This is a genomic window from Thermogladius sp. (genome assembly GCF_049970955.1).
Classification (GTDB): domain Archaea; phylum Thermoproteota; class Thermoprotei_A; order Sulfolobales; family Desulfurococcaceae; genus Thermogladius.
In genome coordinates this window covers 1-1,558 of the sequence record NZ_JBMFLY010000120.1, presented here as the reverse complement: position 1 = coordinate 1,558, position 1,558 = coordinate 1, and the positions used below count along the sequence as shown (strand labels likewise).

Below are 1,558 nucleotides of genomic sequence, written 5' to 3'. Positions count from 1 at the left end.
ATATGTGTCGGGTGAAACCCTTTGAAGGCCCTCCTCTTAAAGGGCCCGCGAGAGCTGAGCATTGAAGACGTGCCCGAGCCCCGACCCGAGCCCGGCTGGGTCTTGGTCAAGACTTCTGCGGTGGGCATCTGCGGGACGGACAAGGCCTTCTACACCGGCTCATACCCGTTGTTCAAGAAGCCGCTAGTACCGGGCCACGAGGTGGCTGGAGTGGTCGTCAGCGATGGGAGGCTCAAGGGAAAGCTTGTAGTCAGCGAGATCAACTTCCCGTGCGGCAGGTGCGAGTACTGTAGAAGGGGCTTGTACACCCACTGCCCATACAGGAGGACGCTCGGCATCGACTTCGACGGCGGTTTCGCTGAGTACTTCGTCGCCCCGGAGCAGGCGCTCCACGTAGTAGAGGGCTTGCTCGACCCGGTGGAGGCGACGCAGGTAGAGCCGCTAGCAGCCGTCCTCAACGCGTTCGCCCAGTACCCCCCTGAGCCCGGGGACAACGTCGCAATAGTTGGCACGGGCAACCTCGCCCTACTCGCCGCCCAGGTACTCAAGTGGATGGGGGTGGACCCCGTGGTCGTGGCGAGGAGGGGTAGCTCGAAGGCGCACTACTTCGAGAAGATGGGGTTCACGGTGATGACTCTCGACGAGGTGAGGGAGTACATAAAGAGGAGGACCCCCGAAGGCCTGGGCTTCGACATGGTAGTCGAGGCCACTGGAGGGACGCAGGGGCTGGACGTAGCGATCGAGATCACGAGGCCCAGAGGAGTCGTGCACTTGAAGTCGACACCCGGGTCGAAGTTCACTGTAGACTTGACGAGGGCTGTTGTCAAGGAGGTGAGGATCGTGGGGACGAGGTGCGGTACTTTCAGGGAGTTCAGGAAGGCGATCGAGCTCATGAGCAAGGGGCTAGTGAAGCCGGTAATCACCAGCGTGTTCAACGGCATAGAGAGCTCCGTAAAGGCGTTCGAGAAGTCCCTCAGCGATGGGGAGGTAAAAGTCGTGGTCAGACTCTGAAGCTCGCCAGCGCCTCTAAGAGGACCGACCCGTACTCTACGACGTACTTTTTCAGCTCCTCCGCGGTGGGGTACCCCGTCTCCTTCACAAGGCTGTTACTCACTAGCAGTACCGAGAGAGCCCTGAACCTTCTGGTCTTGGAGAGGACGTATAGGACCGCTGTCTCCATCTCCACGCCAATAGCGCCCAGGCCCCTCCACTCCCGGGCGAACTCGAGGGGGTCGACGTAGAACCTGTCCGCGCTGACTACGCTGCCCACGTAGTACCTGACACCCCTCTTCGCAAACCTCTCCTCCACGTGCTTCAGTAACTCGTAGTCGGCCGTGGCGCTTAGCGATATGTTCCCGGGGAAGTACTGGGAGTAGATGCCGCCGCTGTAGTAGCTCGCGTCCATGGCTAAGACTACGTCCCCCACGTCGAGCTGTTCGACCAAGGCCCCCGTCGTCCCGAACCTCGTTATTACCTTGGCGCCCAACATCCGCAACTCCTCGAAGACTATGTGGGCGGACGCGGCCCCGACCCCGTGGACGGCTATCGAGACCGGCAC

At 61.1% G+C, this 1,558-nt stretch carries 2 protein-coding genes; one reads left to right on the top strand and one right to left on the bottom strand.

The annotated features are described in order from the left end of the window. The first annotated feature begins 21 nt into the window (after positions 1-21). The gene (locus ACP5VX_RS07235; protein ID WP_428725205.1) at positions 22-1,011 is read left to right on the top strand and encodes an MDR/zinc-dependent alcohol dehydrogenase-like family protein; all 990 of its coding nucleotides are present in this window, start codon (positions 22-24) and stop codon (positions 1,009-1,011) included. Here the strand turns inward: ACP5VX_RS07235 and ACP5VX_RS07230 are convergent. Beyond that, the coding region (locus ACP5VX_RS07230; RefSeq protein WP_428725204.1) for a nucleoside phosphorylase at positions 1,001-1,558 on the bottom strand (558 nt) is incomplete at its 5' end. The genes ACP5VX_RS07235 and ACP5VX_RS07230 overlap by 11 nt on opposite strands.